We start from the raw sequence: 25,267 nt of genomic DNA, 5'->3' as shown, positions 1-25,267 counted from the left end.
GGCGAACGGGAAAGATTTTAATAGAATTTGGCGGATATGTCCTCGGTATAAACATGAAATTTATGCACGTAGTATTTCGTAAGTTTTTGCTAAAAATTCGGATACAAACTTCTTAAACTCACCAGTTCGACCATTAAAACTGATTGTTCCTATACAACTTTTTGTACAAGAACAATCAATAGGTACAAGTAATGATCAGCTTGGGTGTTGGCTGGTGACTTTCAGCACATCGGTATAGGTCACCACAACGCTCTGCCCAACTTTCAGATCTTTCAATTTCGCCTGGACTTCAGGCTTTTCGACGTTGATGGTTTTGGATTGGCCGGCCGGGTTTTCGAAGGTTCGCCGTGTTCCTTAGGCCTCTGGATCGTCAACTTCATGGGCAACATTCACGGCGGGCGAGTCTTTGTGGGATTGATCGGCCTTGGTCTTGAGGATCTGCCATTGCTCGAGGTCGATGGCGCCCTGCCCCAGCAGATCGTCGGCGATGCGCAGCAGATCGCTGTAATGGGCGTCGGGGGACTGCTGCCAGTAGGCTTTGTCGTCGAACAGCCGCTGCCATGTGGCAAGGGTGGGCGGTTTGAGGTCGTCGCTCATGGCGGGCTCCTGCCGGTATTATTACGGTAGAGAGATGGAGGTCTCTGGGAGTTCCTGTGGATTGGACGCATTAGGAGCAGGATCAAAAGATCGCAGCCTTCGGCAGCTCCTACACTGACCGAGTACACCCGCGACATTGCGGCATACGCATAACCCTCTTTTGATCTTAATACCCGGTCATCTCCAGATACCCCTTCCCGCCATGACTGCCGCTCAACCGCACCGGCCCTTCCCAATAGGGAATGCGCAAGTCCATCCAGGCCTTGGGGTTGAGGGCGCTGATGGTGATTTCGAGATGCCTGGCGGGAATTTTGATCGACCAGCTCACAGGCATCGAGCGGCCAGCGACCTTGGTCTTCTCCTGAGGCGTGAGGCTGATGTCGTCGGCGTGCAATAACTGCGTCTGCCCTTGGGCGTCGATCCAGGTGCCGGTGAGGTACGGCGCGCCGTCCTTTTGCCGCATGCGATAGAGCATGACCTGTTCGCCGCTGTCCAGGTGCAGGGAGAACCAGTCCCAGCCGGTCTGGTTGGCGGTCAGGGGTTGGCTGCTCCACTCGCGGTCGAGCCAGGCCGGGCCGCTGACCGTGTAGGTTTTGCCATCGATTTCCAATGTGCCGCTGGCCTGGAAAAACGGTTGGCTGTAGTAATACGAAGCCTGGCCTTGTTCGGATTTCTGGCTGAAGCCTTTGTCGCCCTGAAGCACCAGTGGGCGTGTGGAGGTCAGTCGCAATTGGTAGCTGAAAGCCTTGTCGCGAGCGCTGAGTTGCAGGTCCGCCAGCGGGTTTTCATCGGAAGCCTGACTGCTGAAATGCCAATCGTCGATCCATGCCTTGAACAGCGTCAGGCTCACGCCAGCCTGGCCGACGCCGCCTCGGGCGTAGCGTTCGGCGGCATGGTGTGCCGTGGCGGATGTCACGGCGGCGTGGCCCAGCCAGATGGTCTGATTGCCCCAGCCGGGTTGCTCGGGGGACGCTTTCAAGGCGCTGCGAAACAGCGTCCATTGCGCGCCGAATTCCTGGCCCTGATCGTCCTTGAGGTTGGCAGTGACGTACCACCATTCGATGCGAAAGCCATCGTGTGGACCATGATCCGCCGGAAAATTGAAGACTCGCCCGGGCACCACCGGGGTAAATGCCTCAGCCTGATGGCCGAGGCCGGCGAAGCCTTTTTCCGGCGCAGGCGTGTTGTCGCATCCATTCAGCAGCGCGGCCAGTAACAACACACCGACCTTAATCTTCATGAGCAAACGTCCTCAGCAGATCGGCCGGTTGCGTGCGATACAGCGAATACAACGGCCATGCCGATGCGAGCAATGTCGCGAGCAAGGCCAGGCCCATCAACTGCAACAGTTGCAACGGAAACACCCGCAACGGCAAGCGCCAACCGAAGGCCTGAACGTTGATCACCGTGTCCAGGCACCACGCCAACGCGATGCCCAAGGGCAACGCCAGCACCAGCGTCAGTACCGCCAGCAACCAGGTTTGCCCGAGGTTCAGCAGCATCAATTGGCGCCGGGTTACGCCCAAAGCCCACAGCGGTGCGAGTTGTCCGAGGCGGCTCTGGCTTTGGGTCAGCAGGCTGATAAACAGCGCCACGCCTGCGACGCACAGCGTCAGGCTGTTGAGCGCGGCGGTGGCGGCGAAGGTGCGTTCGAACACTTGTGTGGACCAGCCCTTGAGCCGGACCTGATCGACGATACGGCTGTCGTCCAGGGCGAAGCGTGCTTGCAGCGCGGTCAGGAACCCGGGGATCGACGCCGGGTCGATGCGCAGGTTGAAACGGTTGGGCGTCAACTGCGGCCAGCCGCGCAGCAGATGATTGATGTTGACCAGCAGATGCCCCTTGGGATTGCCATAGTCGGCGTAGATCCCGACGATTCGCGGCAACCATGGGCCATTCGGCGTCGGGATCGTCAGGTGATCCCCGAGTCGTACCTTCAACCGCCGGGCCAGTTGTTCGCTGAGCATCAGCGCGTCGTCCTTGGCCAGTCGCTCCCAAGGGTTGTCGCCCAAGGCTTCCAGCAGCGGCCAGTGCTGACGATAAGTCGGGTGGTCGATCACGCCAAAGACGTCCGCCGGCCAGCCCTGCAACTGGATCGATACTTGCCAGTTCGGTAGCACCGCGGTGACTTGGGGTTGTTGTTTGAGCCAGGTGTGCAGTTCTCGAGCCTGGACGGGATTTTGCGGATTGAGGTACAGCTCGGCGGTCAACCGTTGTTCGAGCCAGTTGCTGAAGGTCTGACGGAAACCGGCGGTCATGCTGCCAGCGCCGATGTTTGCCGCCAGCGCCAACAACAGCGCCATCAAGGCCAGGCTCAGGGCCGGCAGTTGCTGGCGGCAGTCGGCGAGAAACCATTGGCCGAGCACCGAACGACTGCGCCCAAGCACCCAGTTGAGCACACTGTTCAACACCACCGGCAAGGCCAGTGCAGCGCCGATCAACAACGCGCCCATCAACACGAAGCCGCTGCTCAGGCTGTCGCCGAAGATCAACGCCAATAACGCGATCATCGTCGCCATCGCCGCGACCCACCCCTGGCGCCGCAACCAGCGCGCGTGGGCCAGGTGCCAGGCTTGCGGATTGGCCAGCGCCAGCAACGGCAAACGCGCCGCCCGCAGCAAACTGTTGGCACCGGCCAGCAAGGCACCGAACAGGCTCAGGCCGATACCGCTGAACCACCACAGCGGACTGAGGTTCAACTGCCCCGGCACTTCGGCGCCGTACAAGCCGCGCAGGCTGGCGGCCACATCCGGCAACAGCACGCCGGCCAGCAGGTAGCCGCTGACGACGCCGGCGATACCACCGATCAGCGCCAGAGCACCCAGCTCGACGGCCAGGCAGGCAATCAACATGCGGGCACTGACCCCGCAGGCGCGCAGGGTTCTGAGCAAGCTTCGGCGTTGCTCCAGCGCCAGGCCGATCGCCGCGTGAACGATGAACAGGCCGACCACGAACGACAGAAAACCCAAGGCATCGAGATTCAGGTGGAAGCTCTCGGTCAGGCGCGCGAGGTTGTTTTCTTCGCCGCTGCTTTTGAACTGGAGTTGGCCCTTGAGCTCATCAGGCAGGGTCGCGGTGAAATCCTTGGGCAGCAGCAGGCGTGACAATTGATCGGGCAATTGCAGAATCTGTTGGGCGAAGCCGATGTCCACCAGCAACACGCCGGGCGCCATGTCGGTCTGGGCACGCAGCGGCGGCAAGGTGACTCCACTCTGGGCCATCGGGGTTTCGCCTTCGCGCAAGCCCAACGCCTGCAAGGTCTGCGGTGAAATCCAGGTGCTGCCCGGCGGCGTGAAAAACTCGACAACCTGCTCGATCGGCAACGCCCGCCCGGCCACTGCGGAACCAGCCGGCAGTGACACCGGCTCAATGCCCATCAACTGCAAGCGCTGGTCTTCATGGCCCTTGAGCGTCACCCGGCCTTGCAACACCGGCGATACCGGCCAACCCGCACGACGCAGGTCAACAAACACTTGCTGGGAAAACACCCCACCGCCGAGTGCCGTGAGACTGGCTTGCGGTTCGCCGCCGATCAGCTGACTGGCCCGGGCGTAGCTTTCTCGCGCCTGGCTGTTCAGCGCTTGCACGCCGGTCAGCAGGCTGGTGGCGAGCCAGAGCCCGGTCAGCACACTGAAAAATTGCACCGGGTGCTGTCGCCAATGGCTGAGCAGCGCCCGCAGCGTCTCACGAAAAACCCGCACTTCAGCGCTCGTCCGCGCCAGCCAGACGGCCACCGTGCAGCACCACTTTGTCTGCCAGCCGCGCGGCGACCCGTGGGCTGTGAGTGACCATCAACAAAGTCGTCGGGCTGTCGTCGAGCAGCTCCAGCAACAACTTCAACACCTCATCGCTGGTGGCTTCATCGAGGCTGCCGGTGGGCTCGTCGGCCAGCAGCAGTTTGGGTTGCGATGCCAGGGCGCGACCTAAGGCGACCCGCTGCTGTTGCCCACCAGACAGTTGCTCCGGATAGCGCCGCAGCAAATCTCCCAACCCAAGACGTTGCACCAGATGCGCCTGCCAACGTGGATCGTGGCGCCCGGCCAGACGTGCCTGAAACGCCAGATTGTCTTCAACGCGCAAACTGCCGATCAGGTTGAACTGCTGGAACACCAGACCGATTTCGGTCCGTCGCCAGTTCGCCAATTGGCTTTCGTTCATCTGCTCCAGCCGATGTTCGCCGCTGCGGATGCTGCCGCGATCGACCTTGTCCAGCCCGGCGATCAGGTGCAGCAAGGTACTCTTGCCACTGCCCGATTCACCCATCAGCGCCAGGCTACTGCCGGGTTTCAACGTGAGGTCGACGCCTTGCAATACCGGCAGCGGGCCTTGGGGGGTGGCGTAGCTTTTGAAGACGCCCTGGACCGAAAGCATGAGGGGAGACTCGTTGAAGGCAGTGGGCCTAGGATAGCGGACGGCAGCGGGACCGCGTTATCGTTCTTCGCGAGCAAGCCCGCTCCCACAGGGATCGCCGGTGTACACAAAATCTGTGTTCACACCCATCAAATGTGGGAGCGGGCTTGCTCGCGAAGAGGCCCGCTCAGCCAACAAACCACCTCACTGCCCCACCGCCACACTCGGCACCACCCGCCCCGGCGTCACAATGCTGTTCAGATCAATATGCTTCCACTCCGGCTTGGCCCCCAACCGCGCATTAAACCGATAGTTAAAGGTGAAATCGTCCCCCGTCGGCACACTTAGCGGTTTGCCATACACCGCCTCAATCCCCGCCAGGTCATAACCCATCACCTGCAGTAACGTCGGGAAGATGTTGTAGTGACTGGAGCGATCCTTGTTGGCCGGCAATTGCGCCTGCCAGTCCAGGGTCTGCAAACCGCTGCCGGAAATCACCACCAACGGCACCAACCCCTCCTCCTCCACCGGATCACCACCGCAGTGAGTATTGAGCCCGGGGTTACCGCGCTCATGCAGATCCTGCCCGTGATCCGAGGTGTAGATCAGTAGCGCATGGCTCAAATCCGCCTGAGCAAACACCCGCGCGAAAAACTCGCCGACATTCCACAGCACGGTATTTTTATAGGCGTTGCGGTACAGCAACCAATCATCCGGCTGACCGTTGAAACCATCGCGTGTGCCCGTGTCCGCCACTTCGACAAACTGCCCACGGGGCAATGTCGGGCGGTAAGCCATAAAGGCGTCCGGGTACTTGTCGTGCACCGGAAAATGCGCACCGACCTTGTTGATCACTACCAGCTCCGGCTTACCGTCGTTGAGCAACTCGATCAGCTTGGCCGCCGCGGCCATGTCGCGGTCACGCACGCTGGTGCGGTCGAATTGCACGAACTCGTCGATGTCCTTTTGCTCGGCAGCGTTCATCAGGTTCTGCAAGTTGCCGCCGGTGCGCTGGGAGTCGATGTAAACGGTGCGCAGCCCGGCTTTTTTTGCGTACTGCCAGATCGACGGCAATGTGCTGTTGATCCGTATGTAGTCGGCGCGGGTGCCACCGTAGCGCAGGGTGACATTGGTGTCGGCGCTGCAATTGGCGATGGACGCCGCGTAGCCATAATTGAAGATGTCCACGCCCGGGCGCGGTTCCTTGAGGTTGCTGTGCACACCGAACGGCGTGTTGATGTCCAGGTAGTTGCCGGAGATGCTCTCGTCGATGATCAGCACAATGTCGTGCCCCACCGGCTGATCGATGCGCATCAGGCTCACTGGCTCACGCGGGCCGACGGTGTTGTGCAGCGCTTCATAGGTGAACAGATTCAGATAGGCCAACGGTATGTACATGATCGGCAAGCCACGGGCGCCCTCGCCGGCCCGCACGAACAGCACGGTGCTGAGCATCAGCACCCCGAGCACTGGCGCCGCCACCAACAGTGCACCCGGTAATGGCGCCCGTCGACGCGGTTTGAGCCCGATACCGATCAGCAGCAACAAACCACTGACCATCGCGCTGATGATTGCATCGCGGTACTGGTACGCGGCCTCTTGAATGAACCCACCGGAATACACCAGCGACACAAAACTGCTGTAGGTCATGTAACCGGCAGTCACTTGCGTATAGACGTCGAAGAACACCGCCGAGCCAGACATCACCAACGCGAACAGATGACGGATCAGCGTCTGCCGGATGTACGCGGTCATGAACAACGCCACTGTCAGCACGACGAACATTGCGCCATACAGCAGCACAGGAAAACCGATGCCCAGCGCGTCAAGACGATTGAGGTAGTCGTCGTAATTCTTGAGTAAATACAGAACCAGCAACAGTTCCTTGAGGTAACGGATCATGGTGATTACAGCACCTCCGTGGCCAATGGATTGTCGGCCATTTTCTGACACTAGCACCGAGCCCTCGAAGCGCAAGAAATGCCGGTTTTTTCCCCAAAGCGTCAAAAAAACGTTGCCTCGAATCTGACACACTCAAGTGTCTGTAACCCTTGTGTTTCAAGCCTTACGACCGTTTATCGTTTTCTTCAAACCCTCAGCAACCCCTCAAAACCGCGGCAAATCCAGCAGCGGCAAGCACTTGATGGCAAATAGCCCGTGAAACCGGGGTTTTCCCGGTCGCGTTACCCGTCATTTTGCTGACTCGCTTTCCCACGGCTGGGCTATACCCCTTTTGACAGTCTCATTTCAGTTACATCCACCGTTTTACGAGGCACGCCAATATGGACGTGAGCGTATTTGGTACGGGTTACGTCGGTCTGATACAAGCTGCGGCATTGGCCGATGTCGGACATCGCGTGCTGTGCGTCGACATTGACCTCAACAAGATCAAGCAACTGCAACAAGCCGTGCCCCCGATCAGCGAACCGGGACTGTCCAGCACACTGGAAGACAACATCAAGGCCGGTCGCCTGCTCTTCTCCACCCAGGCCAGTGACGCGGTCGAACACGCGGAGCTGATTTTCATCGCGGTGGGCACGCCCGCCGATGAAGACGGTTCCGCCGACCTCAGCCATGTGCTGAATGTCGCTCGGCAGATCGCCAGTTTCATGGAGTCCGATCGCACCCTGATCATCAAGTCCACCGTGCCGGTGGGCACCGCGGACCAAGTGGCGAGCGCTGCCAACGAAGAACTGCAACGCCGTGGCAAACAAGCGTTGAACGTGCGGGTGGTGTCCAACCCGGAGTTTCTCAAGGAAGGCAGCGCCTTGGCCGATTGCATGCGCCCGGACCGGATCATTGTCGGCACCAATGACGATGAAGCGCGCAACCAGTTGAGCGAACTCTATGCACCGTTCTGCCGCAACCGCGAAAAGCTCATGTTCATGGACAACCGCAGCGCCGAGCTGACCAAGTACGCCGCTAACGCAATGCTCGCCACCCGCATCAGTTTCATGAACGAACTGGCCAACCTCACCGAGTTGCTGGGAGCCGACATTGAAGCGGTGCGCAAAGGCATCGGCTCGGACCCGCGCATCGGTTACCACTTCATCTACCCCGGCTGCGGTTTCGGTGGCTCATGCTTTCCCAAAGACTTGCGTGCCCTGCTGCACACCGCCGAACATCACGGCATGTCTTTGCGTCTGCTGCGCAGCGTCACCGATGTGAATGACAGCCAACGGCACATCCTCTTCAGCAAACTGCAGGCGCTGTTTCCCGATGGGCTGGGCGGCAAGTCCATCGCGATTTGGGGCCTGGCCTTCAAGCCCAATACCGATGACATGCGCGAAGCCCCCAGCCGTTATCTGATGGAGGCGCTGTGGGCAGAAGGCGCGAGCGTGCAGGCTTACGACCCGGAAGCCATGTCCGAGTGCCGGCGCATTTACGGCTACCGCAATGACCTGCACCTGTGCGCCACTCGCGACGACACCCTGGAAGATGCCGACGCGCTGGTGATTTGCACCGAGTGGAAGAATTTCCGCGTGGTCGACTTCGATCTGCTGGCGAGTAAATTGCGCGCGCGGGTGATTGTCGACGGGCGCAATCTTTACAACCCGGAGCACGTGGCGGCGGCCGGTTTGCACTACAGCGGTATCGGGCTTCGGCACATCGTTCCCGAGGCGCCACGGCCATGAAAATACTCGTCACCGGAGCGGCCGGTTTCATTGGCGCCCATTGCCTGTTGCGGCTGTTGCGCGACGGGCATGAGGTATGCGGCCTGGATAATTTCAACGACTTCTACGACCCGCAACTCAAGCACGACCGCGTGGATTGGGTGCGCAAGCAAGTCGGCGATTTCCCGCTGGCGAAAGTCGATGTGGCCGACGCCACGGCCCTCGACGCACTGTTTGTCGCTGAACAACCGGAGGTGGTGATTCACCTCGCGGCCCAGGCCGGGGTGCGTTACTCCCTGGAAAATCCCCGGGCCTACGTCGACAGCAATCTGAGCGGGTTCCTGAACATCCTCGAAAGCTGCCGCCACCACCCGGTCAAGCACTTGATCTATGCCTCGTCCAGTTCGGTGTACGGCGCCAACCAGCACACGCCTTACTCGGTCAAGGACGGCGTCGACCACCCGTTGTCGCTGTATGCCGCGACCAAAAAAGCCAACGAACTGATGGCCCACAGCTACAGCCATCTGTTCGGCATTCCCTGCACCGGTTTGCGTTTTTTCACGGTGTACGGGCCTTGGGGCCGGCCAGACATGTCGCCGATCCAGTTCGCCCGGGCGATTGCCGAAGGGCAGCCGCTGAAGCTGTTCAACTACGGCCAGCACCAGCGTGATTTCACCTACATCGACGACATCATCGAGAGCATCGCCCGTCTGATCGAGCGCGCCCCCCAACCAGCACCGCAGTGGAACCGCGAACAACCTGACCCGGCCAGCAGCATGGCGCCATGGCGCATTTACAACATTGGCGGACAACAGCCAGTGGAGCTCAAGGACTACCTGGCGCTGCTGGAAAAACACCTCGGACAAAAAGCCCTCGTCGAGTTGCTGCCCCTGCAGCCGGGCGACGTGCTCAACACCTGCGCCGATGCCAGCGATCTGGCCCAGGCCACCGGTTTCCAGCCACGGATCGAGCTGGATGAAGGACTCGGACGATTCATCGCCTGGTTCCGTGACTACTACCCACTGCGCAACGCCCACTCGCCACTCGCGCCCGGGCTTCAGCGGAGGACTCTATGACTGGACATGAAAAAGGCGTGTTGCTCAATCACATGCTGCGTGACAAACGCCTGGACCCCGAACACCGAATGCGCCTGGACACGGCGATCCACATGCAGGGCCGCGGCTGGATGACCGGCCGTGACGGTGGTCGGCCCTGGACGCTGTCGCGAACCAACCGAGTGGTTGCATGCCTTGGCGCGCTGGTGATTCTGCTGCTGCTGTCCCCTGTGTTGCTGGGCCTGGCGCTGGTGATCAAGTTCAGCAGCCCGGGGCCGGTGATGTTCGTGCAGAAGCGCACCGGTTACCGCGGCCGCCTGTTCGGCATGTACAAGTTCCGCACCATGGTGACCAACGCCGAAGAGCTCAAGGAATCCTTGCGGCATCTGAACAAGCACGGCGCCGATGCCATCGATTTCAAGATCGACAACGACCCGCGGATTACCCCTATCGGTAGCTTCCTGCGGCGCAGCAGCCTTGATGAGTTGCCCAATCTGATCAATGTGGTCAGCGGCGACATGCGTTTGGTCGGTCCCCGACCGACCTCGTTCAACGCTTATCGCTACAAAGACAGCCACCTTGCACGCCTGAGCATCTACCCCGGCATGACCGGCCTGTGGCAGATATCCGGGCGCAGCAATATCGACTTCGACCAGCGCGTTGAGTTGGACCTCAGCTATATCGCCGAGCAGAGCCTCTTGCTTGATCTGAAGATCCTGTTGAAAACCCCCTTCAAAGTATTCAGCGGCCACGGAGCGAGTTAAATGGACGGTTCATCGAACAAAAGCCTGACCATCGCCAGCCCGAGCGAGTCCAACCTGACCTCGACCGTGCTCGACCTGGATCTGCGGATCCTCTTCCTGACCGCTGCCAATCCAGGCGCCGGCACCACCACCAGCGCCCTGGCGCTGGCCAGCCAACTGGCGTCAATGAGCAGCGGCCAAGTGCTGCTGGTCGACGCCAGCCAGTCGGAGGGCAACCTCACGCAACAGCTGGGGCTGACCAAAGAACGCGGCTTTCGAGACCTGCTGTTCAACGATTCGCCGCCGCTGCTGCAGGACTGCCTGGTGAATGTTTCCAGCCTGCCCTTCCACATCCTGCCGAACGGGCGGCACATCCGCGGCGCCGAGCACCTGACGACCGAACAGCTGGCCCCGTTGCTCAACCAACTGGGCGATCGCTATCGCTTCGTGGTGATCGACGGCGACGCGGTGTATTCGGCCGCCGACACGTTGGTCATCAGCACCTTGGTGGACGGCGTGATCATGGTGGTGCGTGCCGAAGATACGCGCTGGGAGGTGGCCCAGGCCGCAGCCCAGCGCCTGACTCAGGCTGGCGCAAAACTGGTGGGCAGCGTCTTCAACCGGCGCAAGTACTACATGCCTAAATGGCTCTACAAAAACCTGTAAGCAACCGCAGAAAAGGATGACGCCATGAACGCCAAAATGCTTCTCCTGCTGTTGCTGCCGCTTGCAGGTTGCTCCAGCACCAGTGAAACCCAGCAGATGCCGGTGCAGATCCTCACGGCCGAGCCGGCCAATGCCCAGGCCACCGACATGCCCAAGGTCGAACAGACCCTGCGGCCCAAGGACGTGCTGGATGTGATCTTTCACGTCAGCACCAGTAGCTCGGGCGCTTACCGCATTCAGTCCGGTGACCAGGTCGCCCTGAACTTCACCGCGGCCAGCCAGCTCAACGGCACCCAACGGGTGCTGCCCGACGGCACCATCGAACTGCCGGGGGCCAATACCTCGGTGAAAATCGCCGGGCTGACCGCTGTCGAAGCGCGGCAGGAGATCCAGCGTGCCTATGAGCGCAAATCCCTGTTTCAGCCCAATCGCAATCAGGTGACGGTGCTGGTGACCAGCCCGCTGAGCGACGAGCAAAACCTCAAAAGCAACCTGAGCCACCCCGCTACCGGCATGAGCCGGGAGATCGTTGTGGGCAACGACGGCTATGCGAGTTTCCCGGAAATCGGCTCTGTGCCGCTGCAAGGCATGACGGTCAATCAACTGGAAACGTTCCTCAATCAACGCTACGCGCAATTGCCGGGGCGGATGAAGGTCGACGTCATGCTCAAATCCACGTCGGGTAACGAAATCTATGTGCTGGGTGAAGTCGCGCAACCGGGCTCCTACCCGATTCGCCGGCCGGTCTCGGTACTCGAAGCCTTGACCCTGGCCCGTGGCACTAACGTCAAGGCGCGGCTCGATTCGGTAGTGATCATGCGCCGCACCGGCAACCATGTGCAGGCCGTGCACTACGACGTTGAAAAAGCCTTGTCCGGTGATGCATCGCAGATTGCTTACCTGCAACCGGACGACATGCTCTACGTGCCCAAGACCAAACTGGCCAGCGCCGGTGAGCTCGCGCGGCAACTGGCGGACGTGGTGTTGTTCCAGGGGGTGGGCTTCGGATTCGCCTACCGCGTCGACAACAAAGACAGCGACAACTAACGCTCAGGTGACCGACCATGAACCCAAAGGAAAACTACCTGCATGAGTTCTTCAGGATTTTCTTCGCCAACAAGCAGTTGGTGAAACGCGTCTTCCTGATCTTTGCAGTGATCGCCCTGATCTTGCCGCTGATGCTCAAACAGAGCTTCGACATTACCGCGCAGGTGATCGTGCAGTCCAAAAAACTCTCCCAGGGAGACGCCACCACATCCCTGACCCAAGGTGATGCCTCGTTCATTCCACCGTCACTGGCCGACATGGAAACCGAGAGCAATATCCTGCGTTCGCCGGCCCTGATCCGTCAGACCATCAGCGACCTGCGGGCCAAAGGCGAGTACGCGCCCAACCCCGGGATCTTCAACAAACTGGTGACCGAACCGATCAAACGTTTTGTGGCCACCCCCTTGCGTGAATACGTGATCAATCCGGTGCGCGATGCGTTCGGGCTTGACACCGATCCGGTGCGCGATACCGACCTGGATGTCTTCACCCAGCAGGCCATCGAAGACCTGAAGATCGAAACGCTGCCGGGTTCCAACGTGATCTCCATTGTCTACAGCTTTGGCGATCCGGCTCAGGGGACCCGGTTTGTCGCGGCGCTGCTGCAAAACTACCTGGTCAACCGTCAGGAACTGCAATCGATCGACCTGCCGCAGAGCTTCTACGAAACCAAGAAGAAGCAATATCAGGTGCGTCTCGATGGCCTGGAAGGCTCTCGGCTGGCGTTGCTCGAAGGTGTGGCTTCATCTGATCCGAAGGAGGAAATCACCTTCCGCCTCAACGCCATCAACACCGAGGAACAGGCCCTGAACCTGTATCAGGATCGCCTGTTGCAAAGCCAGCGCTGGCTCGATTACCTGAAAACCGCCCTGACGTCTGCCACCAATACGTCCCGGCTCAGCGATTACACCTTTCCCTTCACCTTCACCACCACGGTGGACAACATTGCCTTCGAAGATCGGGAGATCAGGCAGCTCGGTGAGCAACTGACCACTCAGGTCAGCCGCTACATGAACGACCTGGCGGTCTTCCAGCCGGGCAGTGAACCCATGCTGTTGACCCGCGAGCAGATTTCCCGCACCCGTCAGCAGTTCCTGAAAATCGTCAGCAACCGGATTCAGGAGCGGACCAACGACCTGGCGATTGTCACCTCGGTGATCAAGCAGAAAACCGCGCGCATCGCCGACTTCAAGGAGCGCATCCATCAGTTGCAAGTGGCTCAAAGCAAACTGGCGCAGATGGACACCGAGATCAATGCCTTGCACGCAGCGTTCTCCACCTATGCCCAACGCTTTGCCGAAAGCAGCACCGCCGGTTTACTGGACAACGATATGTCCAACGCCAGGGTACTCAGCCCACCGTATGAACCGACCGATGCAGCGTTCCCCAAACCGCTGCTGATCATTCCGTTCGGGATGCTGACCGGTCTGCTGCTGGCGATTGCCTTCGTCTACGTGCGTGAGTTCTTCGATCACCGCTTCAAACACCCAGCGCAAATTACCCATGAACTGGGCTTGCCGGTGCTGTTGGTGATTAACGAGCAAGATGTCGTGCCGAACAATCCGCACAAAAACTGGACCGTGGACAGCTTCGTGCATTGGGTGCGCCATTGAACGGGCCGCTCAGCGCCAGCGCTCTGCCGATCATGCATTTGATCAGCAGCGGCGGCTTCTATGGGGCTGAGCGGATGCTGCTGGACCATTGCCTGGCGACGCCGGGGCAGCACCAAGTGCTGTTTCTCGATGCGCCGCCAGCGCTGATCGCGCGATTTCGCGGGGCTGGGGTCGACTGTCGTAGCTTCACGGGTTTGAGGGGATTGCTGCGTCATTTACGTCAGCGGCGAGCTGAACAGCCGCTGATCAACACGCACAACTTCAAGGGTCTGTTATTTGGCTGGGCGGCCGCCACGTTGTTGGACTTGCCGTTGGTGATTACTCAACACGGTTTCACTCCGCGCAGTCGCAAGCAACGCGTTTATGGCTGGCTGAGTTTGCAATTGTGTCGCACGGCGTCGGTGCACCGCGTGGTTTGCGTGGCCGAAAGCATCGCCGTGCTGCACCGCAAGGCCTGTGTCCGGACGGAGAAACTGCAAGTGATTCCCAATGGTCTGCCAAAGGCCTGCGGCCTGCTACCTCACACTGCCACACACCCGCGCTGGCTGGCGGGTTACGTCGGTCGGCTGAGCAATGAGAAAGGCCCGGACCTGTTTCTCGATGCCCTGATTCCGCTCTGTCAGCAACACCCGCAACTGGACGCCGTGATGCTCGGCGACGGCCCGGAACAGAAAACCTTGCTGGCGCGGATTGCCGCTGCCGGCTTGCACAAACGCATCACCTTGCCGGGTTATCAAACCGACATGAAGCGGTGGTGGCAGCAACTCGATGCGCTGGTGATCAGTTCGCGTACCGAGGGCACGCCGATGATTTTGCTGGAGGCCATGCAGGCCGGAGTGCCGGTGGTGGCGTTCAGCGTCGGCGGGATTCCCGATGTGCTGGAGGACCGGCACAACGGCCTGCTGGCGACACCCACCGACACCATCGCTCTCGCCCGGCAGATCGATATGCTGCTGAAGGAGCCGGCCCTGGCTCGCGAATTGATCGACAACGCAAGACGTACGCAATTGGACCGTTACGACCTGAAGGCCTTGGCCGAACGCTGGTCGCAGCTTTATATCCGTACTGCACGGGAGGCACGCGCGTGATCTTTCCGCTCTCGATCGTCAGTCTGCTCGCCCTGGTCTGCCTTGGTTTGCTGGCCAGCCCTTATCCGTATCTGGCGCCAGGCGCAGTACTGGGCCTGGTGGCTGTCGCGGTGCTGTACCGAAAACCTGCCTGGGGTTTGTTGGGCATCGCGGCGCTGGTGCCGTTCGAAGGTTTCTTCAAGGGCAGCGCGCTATCGGGCACCAAATTCATCGGTGCGTCACTGGCGCTGATCGTGATGTTGCAACTGGCTATCCACCAGATTCCGTCCGAGCGCCTGCGCAGCAACATCTGGCGCTTCTTGATCTGGTTCATGGTGTTGTATCTGTTGAGCATGATCAATACCGATAACCTGGACATGTCCCAGAGTCATCTGCGGGACCTGAGCGTCGGCCTGGTTCTGTTTGTGATCACCTTGCTGATCGGCCGTGAGTTGAACCTCGATATGTTCGCCCGGCTGGTGACCCTCAGCGTCAGCGCGACCAGCGCGCTGGCCATGTTCTCCACCAAATATCAGGACCAGGGCCGCGCTGCAGGACTGCTGGAAGACCCGAACTCGTTTGCCCTGCTGATTGCCTTCGCCGTGCCATTGGCGCTGCTGCTGGTGATCCGCGGCCCGAACCTGTTGCACCGTTTGTTCTGGGGCGGCTGCTGCATTTTGCTGCTGGGCGGCATGACCAAGACCGATTCCCGTTCCGGGCTGGTGGTGCTTTTTCTCAGCTTGATGATCGGCGCCTGGCACTACCGTGCGCAGCTGCCGCGCATCCGTCCGCGCCACTTGGGTTTTGCCATGCTTGGCCTTGCGATCGTGATCCCGCTGGCCATTTACTCGATGCCGGCCGGTTACATCGCGCGCATCCAGTCCTTGAGCATCTTGAAAGCCGGTGCCAAGAGCCAGGACGAATCCCTCGGCCGCCGCGCGTCGTACATCCTGGTCGGCAGCCAGATCATCCAAGAGCACCCGTTACTCGGTTCCGGCCCCGGCACCTTCCCGCTGCACTACGCCACCACCGGTTACGCCAAGGTGTTTTCCGCCAACCGCAAGCCCGGCGACCTGTACCGCCGCGCGCACAATACTTACCTGGAAATCTTCAGCGAAGTGGGGATTCCCGCCGGCCTGTTGTTCGTCGGCATGCTGGGCCTGGGGATGTACAACCTGGTCCGCGCCCGTCACGCCTGGATGCTGCGACGAAATTGGGAACAGGCCGACCTGATCACGCACCTGAGCATGAGCTATCTGTCGTTGCTACTGTTTTTGATGTTCCTCAGCGCACCGAATCACAAATACCTGTGGATCATGCTCGCGCTGACGTTCGTGTTACGCCTCAAGGCTGAAGAACGTCCGCCGACGGAGGCCAGCGCATGAGCCGCATAAGCCTCGTCATCCCGATGTACAACGAGGCCCGACACATCGGCCGTACATTGCTTGCCGCGAAAAAGGCCGTCGAGGCTGCCAGGCTGGAATGCGAGTTGATTGTGGTCGATAACGGCTCCGACGATCAGGGACCGCACATCGCTCGCCAGTTCGGTGCGCAGGTGCTGGTGCTGCCCGGCTTGCTGATCGGCGCCCTGCGCAATCGCGGGGCGGCGGTGGCGACAGGTGAATGGCTAGGCTTCATCGATGCCGATATCGAGATGCCCGTGGATTGGTTGACGCGGCTTTTCGAACTCGAGTCCGGCGGCCAGGCCGATGTCCTCGCCCTGGACTTGCACACCCCTGTCCAAGCGCCATGGTTTGCCACGGCCTGGCAACGTCGCATGGCCCGCCCGACCAGTCCCGCCTTGCACCCGGTGCAATGGCTGCCCAGCGCCAACCTGCTGATGCGCCGCAGCTGGTTCGACAAGGTCGGCGGCTTCGACGAAACCCTGCGCACCGGCGAAGACAAAGCGTTCACCTTGCGCCTGAGTGAAGCCGGTGCACGATTACTCGCGGTCAATCAAAGCGTCGCCTTGCATTGGGGTTACGAAGGCAGCTGGCGTGAATGGATGGGCAAGGAGTTGTGGCGTCAGGGCAGTCACTTGCAACTGCTGCGCACCCACGGGATGAGCCTGCGCTTGCTGCGATTCCCGGCCTTTTCGATGGGCGTCTGGGCACTGGATTTCATCGCTCTGTCGGCCCTGCTCAATGGTTTCCCCAAAGCGGCGTTGTTCATCGTATTCATCACCAGCCTGCCAGCGCTGGTGCTGAGCCTGCGCCAAAGCCTGAAACACCATGACATAGGCCTGATGCTGCAACTGTGGGGCCTGCACTGGGTGCGCCTGCACCTGGCCGGTGCCGCGCTCATTTTGAGCCTGTGTCACTGGAATGCCAGGAGGCCGGCCCGTGGCTGAATTCATTTTCTGGCTGTGCCTGTTATTGCCGGTGTATGCCTGGCTTGGCTATCCGCTGCTGCTGACGCTGATCGCGCCGTTGTTCCGCGCGCGGCGTCATGCGCCAGCCCCCCCCATGAATGTCAGCATCATCATCGCCGCGCACAACGAAGCCCGGCATATCGAAGAGAAATTGCGCATCCTGCTCGCCCAGGATTATCAGGCGCGCTCGCTACAGATCATTCTGGCCAGCGACGGCTCCACCGACGACACCGTGGCCTGCGCCCACAAGGTCATTGACCCGCGCATCAGCGTGCTCGACCTGCCTCGTCAGGGTAAGGCAGCCACCTTAAATGCTGCCGTAGCCCTGAGCACGGGCGAGATTCTGGTGTTCACCGATGCCGACAACCAATGGTCGACCGACACCCTCGGCCAGTTGCTCGCGCCCCTGGCCGATCCACAGGTCGGGGCCTGTGCCGGGCACATGCTGATCCCGGTGCCGGGCAAGGGCCTGAGCCTGGGCGACAGCCTTTATCGGCATTACGAAGGCTGGTTGCGCAAGGTGGAAAATCGCACCGGCTGCATGGTCTCCGCCGACGGCGCGCTGCTCGCCCTGCGCCGCGAGCTGTTCCAGTACGTGCCGGCGGAGGTCAACGATGACTTCTTTATCAGTACCTGCGCACCGGTGGCGTTCAAACGCATCGTCTATGTGCCCCAGGCACAAGTGAGCGACCAGGGCGTCGACGAAATCGCCAAGCAATGGCGCCGCCGCCAGCGCGTCACCGTCGGCGGTCTGCAAAGCCTGGCCCAGCGCCGGGAGCTGCTGAACCCTTGGCGGTATGGCCTGTATGCGATTGCACTGATCAGCCACAAGCTGATTCGACGCCTGGCACCGATCCTGTTGGTGCCGTTGCTGCTGAGCAATGTCTGGTTGTGGAATGTTCATGGCTTCTATCGCCTGAGCCTGATCGCACAACTGCTCGGTTACGCGATGGCTATCGTCGGCCTGCTGGATGTGCAACACCGTTTGCCCAAACCCTTTCGCCTCGCCGCGTTTGTTCTGGTGACCCTTGCCGGGATGAGTATCGGTCTGTGGCAGTTCTTGCGCGGCCAGCGGTACGCGCAATGGAACCCCGAGCAAAATCGTTGAAAGGACCGCGCCATGGCGATCAAACAATTATTAAAACGCACCAGTGGCTGGCTTTATCTCAACTCGCCCGTAGGCCGTCACCAATTGCACGGTGCCGGGGTGATCCTGATGCTGCATCGGGTGCTGGCCAATGACCGCGCCGCCGACCTGCCCCATCGCAATGAGCTGTGCGTCGGGCCGAAGGCATTCGAACATCTGCTCGCCTGGTTGAAAAAAAACTTCGACTGCGTGCCTCTGATGGAGATCTTGCAACCGGGCGCCATCAGGACCGGACGACCAAAAATCGCGCTGACCTTCGACGACGGCTGGCGCGACAACGCGCTGAATGCCTTCCCGTTGCTGAAAAAGTATCAGGTGCCGGCGAGCATTTTTCTCTCCACCGATTTCATCGGCAGCCGACAACGCTTCTGGTGGGAAAGCCTGGGAGAAACCCTGTGGCACAGCCACGGTGAAAAAGCCCGGACGCATTTGATTGAATGCTTGCAACAGATCAGACGACCGTTACCGGTGCTGCTCGATGATCTGGATGTGCAGCGCCGAAGCCTGGCGCTTTTGCACTTTTTGCATAGCCTGAAAAACTTGCCGTCGGGAGAACTGAATCGGCTCACCGATCAATGCCCTGAAGAGTCGTTGCCCCAGGCCCTGGACTGGCATCAGGTACGCGCGCTGGAAGCCAGCGGGTTGATCCGCTTCGGCCCCCATGGCGCCAGCCACGCGATTCTCACCGACCTGGACGACCAGCGTCTGGATGAGGAACTGAGCCGCAGCCGCAATGCCCTGCTCAACGGTTGCAACCGGCCCCTGCCGGTCTACTGCTACCCCAATGGCAACCATGATGCGCGGGTGCGCGAACACGTGGCGGATCATGACTTCCCGTTTGCCCTGGGCACCGACGTCGGGATTTATCGTGGTATCAGCGATCCATTGGCCTTGCCGCGAATCGGCATCAGCCATCGCACGGCGCGCAATCCGGAGTTGCTGTCCTGGCGTATCTACCGCGGAGCCAGGCCATGAGTCGCAGTCATTACCTCAAACACCTGGCCCTGAGCATGGGCACCAAACTGGCGATGATCGGCCTGAGGCTGCTGCGCAATGTATTACTGGCGCGGATTCTGGGGCCCAGCGAGCGCGGTCTGTTTGCGTTGCTCAGTACCCTGCCCGATTTGATCAGCGCCGCCACCAGCGGCGGGCTGAATTCGGCGGTGGGGTATCAGGCGGCCAAGCAACGGCCCATGGGATTGTTGCTGAGCCAGGTGCTGGTGTTCGGTTGCCTGCTGGCGGGTTTGCTGACATTGCTGGTGGTGGCGCTGGTGCGCGAGTTCGGTGGTGAACTCGACATCACCACGCAACTGGGATTGCTCGCCTGGCTGTTGCTGCTGGCGGTGCCGCTGACCGTCCTCAAGAGCGGCCTGCTGACCTTGCACAATGCGTCGGGCGGTGTGGTGGCGTTCAATGCCTTGCGGCTGGTGGAATCCCTGGCCCCCCTGCTGCTGTTTCTGGCCTTGTTCTGGATGTGGAAAGACGCAGCCCTGGAAGCGGCGCTGATCAGTTGGCTGGCCGGCCTCAGCCTGGTGGTGCTGGCCGGGTGGTTCTGGCTCAAGCGCGCTCAGCCCTTGAAGTTGCAGTGGGACCGTGCCAGCCAGAATGAACTGCTGCGCTACAGCGCTCGCAGCCATCCGGACCTGTTGTTCCAGCAAGTGATTCTGCGCTCCGATTACCTGTTCATCGGCGCCCTGCTCGGCAGCACGGCGTTGGGGCATTACGCCATGGCCAGCGCCGCCGCCGAGTTGCTGCTGATCGTCCCGGAGGCGGTGACGACGCCGCTGATGAAACGCCTGCTGCAACAGGACGAAGGCATGGATCGCCTGACGCCGTTGGCGCTGCGCCTGACCGCCACGGTGATGCTCGGTGCCTGCCTGACCATGGCGGTGATCGGTGAATGGCTGATCGTCACGCTGTTCGGCGTTGCCTATCAGCCGGCTTACCCGGCGTTGCTGGCGCTGCTACCGGGGCTGCTTGGCCTTTGCTATGCGAGCATCTTGCGCCTGGACTTGCTGGGCAAAAATCGCCCCGGCACGATTTCGCTGTTGATGGGCCTCGGCGCGTTGCTGAACCTTGCCCTGAACCTGTTGCTGATCCCGATTTACGGCATCGTCGGCGCTGCGACGGCATCGTCCATCGCCTACCTGGCGGTAACCCTCGCGCTGCTGGTGATGTATTGCCGGTTGAGTGCCGTACCGGTCTGGCAAACCCTGATCATCCTGCCCAGCGATGTGGCTCCGATGCTTCAGATGCTGCAACGGAAATCGGCATGAAACGCCTCATGCTGCTGTTGACCCTGGGCCTCGGTTTGAGCGCCCAGGCGGCGCCCATGCGCTGGGCTGATATTCGCGACGGCAGCCTGTACCTGCAAACGGATCGCCCCGACACGCTGACTGTTCGCTGGGCTCCGGCGTGGCAGGCCGATGCCAACGAAGAACGCCTGTACCTGCTCGACGGCAATGGCAACCTCAAGGGCGAGCGCCTGATCGCCGCCAGTGAAACCCGAGGCAAGCAGAGCTGGCCGCTGGCACCGAGTGCCGCCAGTTATCGACTGGAAATTCCGGGCTACAGTTTCCGCCGCTACACGATCGAACACGATGAACACACCGTGGCGTTGTTCGCCCCCGCCAAGGTGCATTTCAGCGCCGAAACCCGCGGCGGCGATGAGCTGTATTTCAAAGTCGCACCCGGGGAACACGCCGTACTGGCCGGCAAGTTTCACGGTGGGATCAACGCCCTGCAGGCCCAGCGCGTGGGCGACAACAAACAGTTGTCCCTGACGCTGAAACCCTATCGCGCCTATTGGCAGTTCGATCAGGTGGCATTGCCCGTCACTCAGGACGAACAGGTCTGGCGCCTGCGCCTGCAAGGCAGCGGCAAGGTCGCGTTCTGGCTCGATGGCACGGCGAATCTGTTTGCCCAGAAACCGCAGCAGCTCAAACCGCTGCGCGAGGACAATGGCCAGACCCGCTTGACCCTGCACAAAGAGATGCTCGGCCCCACCCCGAACCTGGGCATTTATTTGCCCTACGTGCTGCCCCCTCAATCCAGTTTCGCAGCGCTCGACGCCCTCAAGCCTCAGGCGGGCACCTATTACAGTTTTGTTGACGTAACTGCGCAAAATCCGCACCACGAAGATGCGTTCCGCCAGCTCTATCAGAACCGCTTCGGCATCACCCAGGACCTCACGCTGTTGGCCGGCAGCCAGCGTCAGGCGGATTTGCGCGCCGACACCCAAAGCAACGCCGGCCTCGATGCCTGGCTCGCCGCCACTCGCGCCCTCGGCGGCACCGGTACGCACTACATCGCGTTCGCCGATGAGCCGAACCTCAATTACCCGAGCTACGCCGACTACCAGTCGATTTTCAACAGCATGGCCCGGCAGGTGCGCAGCGATCCGGCCAACGCCAAGGCCGGTGTGCGCATCGCCATGCCCGCCACTTCACGCTTCGTTAACGGCCCGTTCGCCGACAACGCCGTCGACAAGCGCGGTATCGATTGGGCGCGGCGCCTGCTGGCCGAATCCGGTGAGCAGATCGACGCCCTCGCCTGGCACGAATGGATGATTCGCGACCTGCTGGCCACTCGGGTCTACCGCGACAGCGTACGCCGTGCCGCCGAGTTGGTGGGCCTCGATGCCAAGGGCCGGCCACGCAAGGCCTTGCTGCTGGATCAGACCAACCTGTCCAGCGGTTCAAGCCTGAGCCCCTATGATCAGGAAACCCACTTTGCTTCGCTGTGGTGGACTTCGGTGGTCATCAACTCGGCGCAGGATGGGTTGCTGGACATGCTCAACTGGTTCCAGGCCGCCGACGAACCGACCTACCCCAAAGGCATGGTGCGGGTGCTGGGCGGCGATCGTTTCGAACTCAAGCCGGTGGGCCTGGCCCAGCAATTCATCCAGCAGCACTGGCTGAAAAACGTCATGCGCCTGGACAACGACGCTTTCGAAGTCGATGTGTTGGCCATGGCCACCGAGCGCCAGCGCAGCCTGTTAGGGGTCAATAAAGGGGGGCGCTTGCAGCGTGTCGATCTGGGCGGCGCGACGTGCCCGCTGGCCAAGGGAGCGCTGGTGTACTTCGGTGCCGACAACCGCAGTCGTAGCGCTCAGTTCACCTGTCACGACGGTCGCGTCAGCTTCGACCTGCCGGGCGAAACCCTGTTCGCCTTGAGCTGGAGCGCCTCATGAACGCCGCCAACTTGCATCACCACGACCGTGCCGCTCTCGACCGCGCGTTTCACCACGCCAGCGGCGACCGGTCTCTGTCTGGAGGCAATGATATGAATGCCTTGGAAAAACTTCGCCAACACATCAAACGAAAAGGCCTGCGTGCAACGGTCCGGCTCCTTTGGAGGCGCTACATGTTCGTTCACTGGGAGCTTCTGTGGATGAAGCGTGACCTGGTCAGCCCGGTACCGCCCCACCAGCTCAAGCCTTACCCACCGCTGCAAGTGAAGACCATCACGGTGCACAACACCGCAGCCTTTGCCCGTCACTTTGGCGACCGGGTCAACATCATGGAAGAACTGGCCACCGAGGGTTACACCGGGCACATGTATCTGGATGGCAAAGGCGACGCGGTGGCCTTCATCTGGGGCAGCACCCGGGAGTACCACGACCGCCATTTCTATGGCTGCAGGTTCCCGGTAAAAAAAGGCGAATTCTTCGAATTCGGCGGCGAACTGGCTCGTGCGTATTGGGGCACCACGCTCTCGGTGGACCTGCAACTGCGACTCTGGAAAGCCATGCAGGCCCAAGGCTGCCACACGGTCGTGGATGTCTGCGACGCCCACAATATACCGGCGCTGAAACTGCACATTCGCATGGGCTATCAAGAGCAAGGACGCATCCAGCACGTCTATCGATTATTCGGTCGCTGGCGTTTCTTGCGTGAAACCCGTTACAGCGACTCACGCCTGGATGCGCTACGAAAACCGTCCCGTTCACCTGTTCCTGAGTCAGTGGCGTGAAAATATGATGGCTCGATTCGAATGGCGCACCTCGCTGTGCGCCCCGGACTTTCCGGCAGCTGCTTATGAGGGGTTGCGCAGGCGCGTGACGGACCATACGCCGTTCAACACCCTCGCCTGGCTATGCGCATCGGAACAGGCACTGACCGCCGGGGAACGCTTGCACGTTCTGCTGGGCTGGCAAGGTGATGAATTGGCCTTGTGCCTGCCGCTGGTGGCGTCCGTGGAGCGCTTTGGAAGGCTGCCATTTCGGGTCTTGCGTCACCTCGGTTATCCCCTCACCGATCGCCTGGCCCTGCTCACCTGCCTCGATGCCGACAGCATGCGCAAGGCGCTGGTGATCATCCGCCGTCACTTGCCCCATGCGATGCTGCAACTCAACGAATTGTCCGAACCCATCGGCGAAGAAAGCACGCTGACCGCATGGATGGCCCACAGCTCGACCGGCGAACGTCGCATCAGTTGCCGGGTGCCGGTGCATTTGATCAGCGACACCGACCGCCAGGAAGTGTCCGGCGACCCGCGCTACAAACTGCGCCGGGCGCGTAAACGCATCCTGGCCTATGGCGCTCAGGTCCGACGCATTACCCCTGACGCAGCGACCATCGGGCCTATATTGCAGGCCCTCAGCGAAGTCGAAGTACAGAGTTGGAAAGGTGTCGAAGGCGTCGGGATTTTCACCAGCAATCGTAGCCGACAATGGATCAACCTGGCCTTCACCGCCCTCGCCGAACAGGGACTGCTGCGGGTGGTGCTGCTGGAGCTGGACGGGCGCTGCATCAGCTACCGGCTCGGCTTGCTGGAAGAGGGCCGGCTGTACGACTACAACCTGGCGTTCCTGCCCAAATACGCCGATCTGGGCAGCGGTCGTGTGTTGCTCGAAGAGTGGATTCGCTGGGGCCTGGACGACAACTGGCACTGGATCGACGCTTCGCGGGTCAGCCTGATGAACTCCAGCCATCAACTCCAGGAGCGCATGACCGGGCAACTTGAGCACTGGCGCTGGAGCTTCTACTCCTGGCGCCCCAGTGGCCTCGCTCTGGGGTTGGCCATGCGGCTCTGGCACCGACTAAAACCCTGGCTGAAAAAGTGGCGGGACTGGCGTGCAGCGGCGCTGGTTGTTCCTGTTACCACTCCGACTCCCGCGCCCGCCAACAAAGGCCCTGCGCCCATTAAAAAAACCAAGGAGGGTGAACATGCCTCGCCAAGTCATAGTCAACGCTGACGATTTCGGCCTCAGCCTGAGCGAAAACGCAGTGATCCTCGGTGCCTTCCAGGCCGGGGTCATCAGCTCCGCCACCGCCATGGCCAATATGCCGGCGTTCGAGGAAGCCTGCGTCCTGGCCCGGCAGCCGTTGCTCCAGGGCCGAATCGGCTTGCACTTCAACCTCACCTATGGCCGGCCGTTGAGCCCGTCGATTCTCGCGCGCTCGACGTTCTGCAACAGCCAGGGCATGTTCGATCTCGACCTGCCCCGCCACAGCCTCTGGCTCAACCGCCTGGATCGCGAAGCGGTGCTGGAGGAACTCCAGGCTCAATGGCAACGTTGCCTGGATAACGGCCTTCTCCCAAGCCACATCGATTCCCATCAGCACGTGCACAACATCTGGCCCATCGGCGAAATCGTCGCGCGCTTTGCCGCCTACCAAGGGGTACCCGTACGACTGGCGCGCCATCTGGGAAATAACCTGAGTGTGCGCAAGCGGGTGTTCAAGACATTGCTCAATCATCGATTGAACCGCCTCGCCGGAGCGACCGCTCAGTACGTATGCACCCCGGTAGACCTGCGCAACGTGGCGATGCCGATCGACGGCCTGCTGGAAATCGTCGTCCATCCGACCCATATCGGCGCCGATTTTGGCGATATCTATTTAAACCCCGGAGAGTCTCTGGCTCACATCCTGGAGCTGCGTCTTCCGGGCATTCCGAGAGTGTCCTATGCCGTTGTGCCAAGGACGCTCAAAGACGAACAGCAGTACCCGATTGAGCTACGCCCGTTGCAACCTTGATTAATCGCCATTGA

The 25,267-nt window shown here is 60.8% G+C and carries 21 protein-coding genes; 16 read left to right on the top strand and 5 right to left on the bottom strand.

What is annotated here, in order from left to right; translation table 11 throughout:
- Positions 1 to 354: 354 nt before the first annotated feature.
- From IB250_RS06355 to IB250_RS06335, 5 genes are all read right to left on the bottom strand, one after another.
- Positions 355 to 597: a hypothetical protein gene (locus IB250_RS06355; RefSeq protein ID WP_192343439.1), complete on the bottom strand. Its 243-nt coding sequence runs from the start codon at positions 595 to 597 to the stop codon at positions 355 to 357.
- Positions 598 to 763: 166 nt separating this feature from the next.
- The gene (locus IB250_RS06350) at positions 764 to 1,837 is read right to left on the bottom strand and encodes a lipocalin-like domain-containing protein (RefSeq protein ID WP_192343438.1); all 1,074 of its coding nucleotides are present in this window, start codon (positions 1,835 to 1,837) and stop codon (positions 764 to 766) included.
- Positions 1,827 to 4,298, bottom strand: a complete 2,472-nt coding sequence (locus IB250_RS06345) for an ABC transporter permease (RefSeq protein ID WP_192343437.1) — start codon at positions 4,296 to 4,298, stop codon at positions 1,827 to 1,829. Before IB250_RS06345 ends, IB250_RS06350 begins: the two co-directional genes overlap by 11 nt.
- Before the next feature lies 1 nt (position 4,299).
- Positions 4,300 to 4,968, bottom strand: coding sequence for an ABC transporter ATP-binding protein (locus tag IB250_RS06340; RefSeq protein WP_008013141.1), 669 nt, complete (start codon positions 4,966 to 4,968; stop codon positions 4,300 to 4,302).
- Positions 4,969 to 5,151: 183 nt separating this feature from the next.
- Positions 5,152 to 6,849, bottom strand: coding sequence for a sulfatase-like hydrolase/transferase (locus IB250_RS06335; RefSeq protein ID WP_192343436.1), 1,698 nt, complete (start codon positions 6,847 to 6,849; stop codon positions 5,152 to 5,154).
- 380 nt (positions 6,850 to 7,229) lie between these two features.
- Here IB250_RS06335 and IB250_RS06330 point away from each other — a divergent pair, with 380 nt between their 5' ends.
- The 16 genes from IB250_RS06330 (at position 7,230) to IB250_RS06255 (ending at position 25,253) form a co-directional block, all read left to right on the top strand.
- Positions 7,230 to 8,582 (top strand): UDP-glucose dehydrogenase family protein, encoded by a 1,353-nt coding sequence (locus IB250_RS06330; protein WP_192343435.1) that lies wholly within the window; start codon positions 7,230 to 7,232, stop codon positions 8,580 to 8,582.
- Positions 8,579 to 9,637: an NAD-dependent epimerase gene (locus tag IB250_RS06325; protein ID WP_192343434.1), complete on the top strand. Its 1,059-nt coding sequence runs from the start codon at positions 8,579 to 8,581 to the stop codon at positions 9,635 to 9,637. The genes IB250_RS06330 and IB250_RS06325 overlap by 4 nt, the downstream gene beginning before the upstream one ends.
- The gene (locus tag IB250_RS06320; protein ID WP_008073318.1) at positions 9,634 to 10,380 is read left to right on the top strand and encodes a sugar transferase; all 747 of its coding nucleotides are present in this window, start codon (positions 9,634 to 9,636) and stop codon (positions 10,378 to 10,380) included. The genes IB250_RS06325 and IB250_RS06320 overlap by 4 nt, the downstream gene beginning before the upstream one ends.
- Positions 10,381 to 11,025: a CpsD/CapB family tyrosine-protein kinase gene (locus IB250_RS06315; protein ID WP_192343433.1), complete on the top strand. Its 645-nt coding sequence runs from the start codon at positions 10,381 to 10,383 to the stop codon at positions 11,023 to 11,025.
- 24 nt (positions 11,026 to 11,049) lie between these two features.
- Positions 11,050 to 12,072, top strand: a complete 1,023-nt coding sequence (locus IB250_RS06310) for a polysaccharide biosynthesis/export family protein (RefSeq protein WP_192343432.1) — start codon at positions 11,050 to 11,052, stop codon at positions 12,070 to 12,072.
- 17 nt (positions 12,073 to 12,089) lie between these two features.
- Positions 12,090 to 13,685 (top strand): GumC family protein, encoded by a 1,596-nt coding sequence (locus IB250_RS06305; RefSeq protein ID WP_192343431.1) that lies wholly within the window; start codon positions 12,090 to 12,092, stop codon positions 13,683 to 13,685.
- Between the two features lie 32 nt (positions 13,686 to 13,717).
- Positions 13,718 to 14,773 carry a glycosyltransferase family 4 protein gene (locus IB250_RS06300; RefSeq protein WP_412548337.1) on the top strand — a complete coding sequence of 352 codons (1,056 nt, stop codon included), beginning with the start codon at positions 13,718 to 13,720 and terminating at the stop codon, positions 14,771 to 14,773.
- Positions 14,770 to 16,137, top strand: coding sequence for an O-antigen ligase family protein (locus IB250_RS06295; protein WP_192343430.1), 1,368 nt, complete (start codon positions 14,770 to 14,772; stop codon positions 16,135 to 16,137). Before IB250_RS06300 ends, IB250_RS06295 begins: the two co-directional genes overlap by 4 nt.
- Positions 16,134 to 17,102: a glycosyltransferase family 2 protein gene (locus tag IB250_RS06290; protein WP_192343429.1), complete on the top strand. Its 969-nt coding sequence runs from the start codon at positions 16,134 to 16,136 to the stop codon at positions 17,100 to 17,102. The genes IB250_RS06295 and IB250_RS06290 overlap by 4 nt, the downstream gene beginning before the upstream one ends.
- Entirely contained in the window at positions 17,095 to 18,231 is a 1,137-nt protein-coding gene (locus tag IB250_RS06285) for a glycosyltransferase (RefSeq protein WP_192343428.1), read from the top strand. The genes IB250_RS06290 and IB250_RS06285 overlap by 8 nt, the downstream gene beginning before the upstream one ends.
- Before the next feature lie 12 nt (positions 18,232 to 18,243).
- Positions 18,244 to 19,245, top strand: a complete 1,002-nt coding sequence (locus IB250_RS06280) for a polysaccharide deacetylase family protein (protein WP_192343427.1) — start codon at positions 18,244 to 18,246, stop codon at positions 19,243 to 19,245.
- Positions 19,242 to 20,546 carry a lipopolysaccharide biosynthesis protein gene (locus IB250_RS06275; protein ID WP_192343426.1) on the top strand — a complete coding sequence of 435 codons (1,305 nt, stop codon included), beginning with the start codon at positions 19,242 to 19,244 and terminating at the stop codon, positions 20,544 to 20,546. Before IB250_RS06280 ends, IB250_RS06275 begins: the two co-directional genes overlap by 4 nt.
- On the top strand, positions 20,543 to 22,462 hold the full coding sequence (locus IB250_RS06270) for a hypothetical protein (protein WP_192343425.1): 1,920 nt from the start codon (positions 20,543 to 20,545) through the stop codon (positions 22,460 to 22,462). Before IB250_RS06275 ends, IB250_RS06270 begins: the two co-directional genes overlap by 4 nt.
- Before the next feature lie 92 nt (positions 22,463 to 22,554).
- A complete protein-coding gene (locus IB250_RS06265) occupies positions 22,555 to 23,244 on the top strand; it encodes a GNAT family N-acetyltransferase (RefSeq protein ID WP_192343794.1) in 690 nt (229 codons plus the stop codon).
- A 4-nt stretch (positions 23,245 to 23,248) separates the two neighbouring features.
- Positions 23,249 to 24,469, top strand: a complete 1,221-nt coding sequence (locus IB250_RS06260) for a GNAT family N-acetyltransferase (RefSeq protein WP_192343424.1) — start codon at positions 23,249 to 23,251, stop codon at positions 24,467 to 24,469.
- Entirely contained in the window at positions 24,441 to 25,253 is an 813-nt protein-coding gene (locus tag IB250_RS06255) for a ChbG/HpnK family deacetylase (RefSeq protein ID WP_192343423.1), read from the top strand. The genes IB250_RS06260 and IB250_RS06255 overlap by 29 nt, the downstream gene beginning before the upstream one ends.
- Positions 25,254 to 25,267 lie beyond the last annotated feature (14 nt).

It is taken from the genome of Pseudomonas sp. PDM09, assembly GCF_014852305.1.
GTDB lineage: Bacteria > Pseudomonadota > Gammaproteobacteria > Pseudomonadales > Pseudomonadaceae > Aquipseudomonas.
Note: the sequence above shows the minus strand (reverse complement) of the source record. Positions and strands in the feature narration are given on the sequence as shown.